Origin of the sequence: Moorena sp. SIO3I8 (genome assembly GCF_010692325.1) — a bacterium.
Lineage (GTDB): Bacteria > Cyanobacteriota > Cyanobacteriia > Cyanobacteriales > Coleofasciculaceae > Moorena.
This window is the reverse complement of the sequence record NZ_JAAHHW010000228.1, coordinates 1-4743: the sequence shown is the minus strand read 5'-3', so window position 1 is coordinate 4743 and position 4743 is coordinate 1. Positions and strand designations below refer to the sequence as shown.

Sequence of the window (4743 nt, the reverse complement as noted above, 5' to 3'; positions counted from 1 at the left end):
CCGAAAAGCAATGAGAGAAAACGAGAACGCTTCAATCGTGGTCTGTATAGAGAACGAAATCGAGTCGAACGACTTATTAATCGCCTATAGCTTAATCGACGAATTGCAACTCGTTATGAGAAATATGGTAACTTCTCAATAACCGCTGTCGGGTGAAAGAGATAGGTATTGACTTGGCCCCCTTGTCAAGAGTGCATAAATCTGGTTAAACAAAGGTATGCCTAAAAACTCTGTGCAAGTAAAAAATGAACAACTCACCGACCTTCATGAGGTCGAGGAGCTGCGTGCGCTTGTCAGGCAACAAGCTGAAACGATAGCGGAACTGGCCAAGCACAATCAAGAGTTAAGCAAGCGCATCCGTGAATTGGAGGAAGAGTTACTAGCTAAAAAGAAACTAAATAAAAAGCCTCAACGAGCGTGCGAGTAACCGTGGGTGTAGAGAAGCAGCTAGAACTTAAGCAAAGGAAAGGTAAACGTCCGCGCCTCAGCCAAACGCAGTAAGAAAGATAGCTTCGTGGTGGACACCGAATGGAAAATAGAACCCTCTCAACTGCCAGAAGGGGCAAAATTTAATGGATACCGAGAATATTTGTTCCACGAACTTCGCATAGAAAGAAATAACATCCGCTTCTTTTTAGCCGAATATGTGTTACCAGAGGTCGGGGTAATCAGTGGTCAATTACCGCGCCTCGTATCAGCAATTCTGGACATTATGGCCCGCAACTAGTGGGATATATCTTGCACCAGTACTATCACAATCGAGTGACGCAACCAAAGATTCATGAGCAGCTACTGGAATGGGGTATCGAGATATCGGTCGGTCAAATCAATTCATACCGAGCGCGCAAATATAGATGTGTTTCACACTCTCTCAGGCATCGGTTTTAGGGGCAGGATTAAAATTCTCAGAGTATGTTCACACCGATGATACCGGAGCACAACACAGTGGGAAGAACGGGTATTGCACGGTGATTGGCAATGAATGGTTTACTTTCTTTGCGAGCACCCCCCGCAAGACTCGACGCAACTTCTTATCCGTATTACAAGGCAATGCCCCGATTTATGTACTCAATCAGGATGCCCACCAATATGCACGCTTCCTATAAGTTAGCCGACAAGCATATGAACCGATTGAGCTTTGGTTCAACGGTTCTAGGAAATAACCCTGAGCAATGGCAGGACTATGCGCGAGTCGATTGGCATTGTGCAGACCAAAGTCGCAGAGAGGGTCACCGAAGCCGCTCTGCTGGGTGGATTAATCGAGAGTGGCATTAACCGAAAATTGCTGATTCTCTCAGATGGAGCCAGACAGTTCAATATTCTCATTCATGGGTTGTGTTGGGTTCATGGTGAACGAATCATTCGCATGCTTTGAGGGGAGTACCGCTGAGTTTCGAGAGAACATTGAGGAAGTCCAAACCCTTCTATGGGAGTACTACCAACAGCTTAATTGCCTATCAAGATCACCCGAGTGCCGAGCAAAAGCAGTACCTATCTGCTCGCTTTGATGAAATCTTTGGTCGGTGTTATCTGCACCACCCCACTCTGAGCAACGCATTGAACCAATTTAGACAAAACAAGGAGCAATTGCTTCGGGTGCTCGACAAACCCAATATCCCTTTGCACAATAATGCTGCCGAATCTGACATCAGAGAATTTGTGACCCGTCGAAAAATCAGTGGTGGCACTCGCTCTGAGGCCGGACGAAAAGCCAGAGATACCATGATTGGTCTGAAAAAGACAATCGCGCAAATTAGGGATTTGTTTTTGGGCGTATTTACTGTCCCGCTTGCGAGGGGATGACAAAATCCCCTAGCAGGGCGACAGAGGTAGGGGAAAGGTATATGTAGCATAAGATACAGCAATCAGACCTAAAAAAAGATAGGTCAAATATAGCAAAGCCGACCTATTATTGGGACTTTAGCGCAAATTATAAACAAAAATCGTGCTACTCTATATAGAGTATGCTTTTTAGGTTCGTATTCTTCTCCACTCAATCCGATGAAAGAAACCGTTTCCACAGCAATGCCCCCCTGCTTTGAAAGATGGTGTCAGCGTTTTGATGATATCTTCAAAACCAAAGCTCAAAGAAAGGAGTTTAGACACTATCTGGGGGGATTATTGGGAGAAAGTGAAAGAAAAAACCTATCTCAACTAGCGGCTGACGCTGTAGATGTGTCTTACCATAGCTTACGGCATTTTGCGGTTCGGGCAAACGGTCGTGAAATTGACATCAACGAACGCCGATTACAAGTGATGAATAGCTGTCGTCAGACGAAAATCTCTCGTGGCTTCTCACTGATTGTAGACGACAGTGGACACCGAAAGAGCGGGAATTTTACCCATGGAGTGGGAAGGCAATACATCGGAGAAATTGGTAAAACTGATAATGGGATAGTCCTGGTAACAACCCATCTGTATGATGGTCGAAAAAGTCTGCCATTGGATATTGAGTTATATCAACATGGTTTTTCATTGCCTCAAGGAAAAGAAGACCCGGAATTCCTCAAAAAACCAGAGCTGGCCTTAAACTTAATTGACCGGACATTAAATCGAGGGTATCATCCAGGAATTGTCCTCATTGATGCTGGATATGGAAACAATACATCTTTTCTGTTTGAGCTAGAAAATCGAAAACTTAAGTATTTAGGAGGAATTGCAAAAAATGCGCTTTTGGCGCACGCTACGCGAACGAAAAGTGACCGTAGAAAACTCGGATAATTATGGGGAAACCGTTCGTGTCGATGAGTTAGCCCAAAGCTTACCAGATGGGGCTTTCACTGAATTGCAGCTCAATCTCAATAAGTCAAAAACTCTATGGGTCGCCACAATGGAAGTGGAAGTCTCTCGTCTGAGTGGAAAAAGAAGTCTGGCAATCGTCATGAATCAACCGACTTTTAGTGAAGCCACAGATATTGACTATTTTTTGACTAATGTCGAAGCAAATATAGTGACTCCATTATGGGTAGTCGAGACTTATTCTCAAAGAAATTGGGTGGAAGTATTTTATAGAGAAGCTAAGGGTTGGTTGGGACTCAAAGAATATCAAGTTCGACACAAACGCAGTCTAATGAGGCATTTTATATTGGTGATGTGTGCCTATACTTTTATTCTTTGGCATCAACTCACTGGGGGATTGCGAAGGCGATGGGCAACAAAACCTTTAAAGACATTTACTGAGACTTTGGAGGCATTTCGGAGTGCCATATCTTACCGTTTTGTATGTTGGCTGCAGGAAAATATGGACGTATTTTTAAGATATAAAGCGAGTTTAGGCTTGATTTGGGCTTGATTTTTGCTAAAGTCCCATTATCATGAAAATGATAGCAAAAGAATACCAAAAAATCCTGGAAAAAGAACTCAACCGCAGTACTTATCTATTACTAACTCTAGTTGTAGCAAGTCTTCAATTATTTAAACAAGTGAAGTTAGAGTGGTTAGCCGAAGCACTACCATTCCCAATTTTGTTTGAAAGTCGTCGGCAGAAATTACGGCGTTTCTTGAGAAATAAAAACTTAGGTGTGGAGAAAATTTGGTTTCCCTGTGTAAAGTGTCTATTAAGGAGTATGTTTAAACCCTCCGATACGATATATCTGGCCTTAGACAGAACAAGCTGGGGAGAAATAAATATCTTGATGGTAAGTATAATTTGGAACCACAGAGCATGGCCAGTATATTGGATTTTTTTATCAAAAAAAGGAAGTAGTAACCTCAAGGAACAGCAAGAGGTATTAGGGAAAAGTATTGAGCTGTTATTAGGGCAAATAGATGAGTATATAGTGTGTGTGCTAGGAGATAGAGAATTTTGTTCACCGAAGTTGGGCTTTTGGCTATCAGAAAAAGGGACATACTTTTGTTTAAGACAGAAATGCGATACAAAGATTAAAGTCAAAAAGGGGTTATATAAGGAACTAAGAGAGTGGGGTTTAACTCCTGGGATGAAGCTTTTTATCAATGACCGACAGGTGAGCGACGCAAACCGGCTTTGGGACTTTCAATATTGCGGCTAAGTGGAAAAGGAACTACAAAGGCTTTAAGACAAAAGAACCTTGGTATATCTTAACTAACTTAGTTGATTTAAAAACAGCTATTCTAGCTTACCAAAAGCGTTTTGATATTGAGGAAATGTTTCGAGATTTTAAATCAGGTGGCTATAATCTTGAAGGCTCCAAGCTCAAACATCAACAGCTTAATAAACTACTTATTGTCGTTGCTATTGCTTATACTAGTGCCCTGCTCCAAGGTCAGCACATTAAGAGTATTGGCATTCAAAAATATGTAGCACGACCGGAAACTTCCTCAACCTCACAACGTAGACATAGCTCTTTTTATATTGGTCAACATCTTCATCATTGGCTCCGCCTACAGCAATTGTGCCAACAAACTTTGTCTGAACTTTTGCAAATTAATCGTCGTTGGATTCTCCATTACAATCAGGGCAAACGTGCCATTGAGCTTGCCCTATCTAGTTTTCAATCCCCTTTGTCGCCCTGCTAGCAAAATCCCCCCCTTATCAGATTTGATTCGACAAAAGGCTATAGAGCATGGACTGGTGGGTAGCCCTGCCTGATAAATTGCTGATCCAATCTGTCAACCAGCGGTTATTGAGAAATTGCGAAATATGCCATCAATTATCAAGCGATGTTGACTATTGCCTCTATATTACTCTGGCTTTAGTTGAAATCTTCTTTCTCCTGTTGCTGGTGATATCGATCACAGTTCCATGGTGATCTTTTAACTTTG

7 protein-coding genes and 1 pseudogene are annotated in these 4743 nt (G+C 42.3%); all 8 read left to right on the top strand.

The genetic code is table 11. The features are described 5' to 3' along the window. Positions 1-217: 217 nt before the first annotated feature. On the top strand, positions 218-427 hold the full coding sequence (locus tag F6K51_RS35320; RefSeq protein ID WP_293030310.1) for a hypothetical protein: 210 nt from the start codon (positions 218-220) through the stop codon (positions 425-427). An 87-nt stretch (positions 428-514) separates the two neighbouring features. Beyond that, on the top strand, positions 515-727 hold the full coding sequence (locus F6K51_RS35315; protein ID WP_293030307.1) for a hypothetical protein: 213 nt from the start codon (positions 515-517) through the stop codon (positions 725-727). Positions 728-854: 127 nt separating this feature from the next. Next, positions 855-1106, top strand: a complete 252-nt coding sequence (locus F6K51_RS35310; RefSeq protein ID WP_293030304.1) for a hypothetical protein — start codon at positions 855-857, stop codon at positions 1104-1106. A gap of 77 nt (positions 1107-1183) precedes the next feature. Continuing rightward, entirely contained in the window at positions 1184-1375 is a 192-nt protein-coding gene (locus tag F6K51_RS35305; protein ID WP_293030301.1) for a hypothetical protein, read from the top strand. A 29-nt stretch (positions 1376-1404) separates the two neighbouring features. After that, positions 1405-1803 (top strand): transposase, encoded by a 399-nt coding sequence (locus tag F6K51_RS35300; RefSeq protein WP_293030298.1) that lies wholly within the window; start codon positions 1405-1407, stop codon positions 1801-1803. A gap of 198 nt (positions 1804-2001) precedes the next feature. Then, positions 2002-3292 (top strand): annotated as a pseudogene (locus F6K51_RS35295) (IS701 family transposase). Between the two features lie 22 nt (positions 3293-3314). Beyond that, the gene (locus F6K51_RS35290) at positions 3315-4010 is read left to right on the top strand and encodes a hypothetical protein (RefSeq protein WP_293030295.1); all 696 of its coding nucleotides are present in this window, start codon (positions 3315-3317) and stop codon (positions 4008-4010) included. A 115-nt stretch (positions 4011-4125) separates the two neighbouring features. Continuing rightward, complete coding sequence (locus tag F6K51_RS35285; RefSeq protein ID WP_293030292.1) at positions 4126-4497, top strand: hypothetical protein; 372 nt, start codon at positions 4126-4128, stop codon at positions 4495-4497. Positions 4498-4743 lie beyond the last annotated feature (246 nt).

Bases quoted from the DNA above. Each gene is read 5' to 3' on its own strand.
- F6K51_RS35290 (WP_293030295.1), top strand. From the start codon at position 3,315: ATGAAAATGATAGCAAAAGAATACCAAAAAATCCTGGAAAAAGAACTC.
- F6K51_RS35320 (WP_293030310.1), top strand. From the start codon at position 218: ATGCCTAAAAACTCTGTGCAAGTAAAAAATGAACAACTCACCGACCTT.
- F6K51_RS35305 (WP_293030301.1), top strand. From the start codon at position 1,184: ATGCGCGAGTCGATTGGCATTGTGCAGACCAAAGTCGCAGAGAGGGTC.
- F6K51_RS35285 (WP_293030292.1), top strand. From the start codon at position 4,126: ATGTTTCGAGATTTTAAATCAGGTGGCTATAATCTTGAAGGCTCCAAG.
- F6K51_RS35310 (WP_293030304.1), top strand. From the start codon at position 855: ATGTGTTTCACACTCTCTCAGGCATCGGTTTTAGGGGCAGGATTAAAA.